A 237-nucleotide genomic window follows, 5' to 3' on the forward strand; every position below is an offset into this window, starting at 1 on the left:
CTCGGGTTGGCAGTTGCCGGAATGTTCGCCCTGGTGACTATCGGCGCGTGGGCGCAGTCCGGCCAGACAGGCGTTGCTTCGACCGGATCCGCCAAAGCGGCATCGGTTGGAGTCGATGCCAAAGCCGCTAAACGAGCGAATCGCGAGCTCGCCAAACAGGTTCGCACGGCGATTGCCAAAGACAAGAGCGTCAACGCCTCAAACATCAGCGTGCGAGCGAAAGGCGGTGCGGTCACT

At 62.0% G+C, this 237-nt stretch carries 1 pseudogene; it reads left to right on the forward strand.

Annotated features, from left to right (window positions below):
• Positions 1-21 precede the first annotated feature (21 nt).
• Positions 22-237, forward strand: a pseudogene (locus SB764_RS44490) (BON domain-containing protein); the annotation flags it as partial.

Origin of the sequence: Paraburkholderia sp. SIMBA_027 (assembly GCF_046535315.1) — a bacterium.
Classification (GTDB): Bacteria; Pseudomonadota; Gammaproteobacteria; order Burkholderiales; family Burkholderiaceae; genus Paraburkholderia; species Paraburkholderia tropica.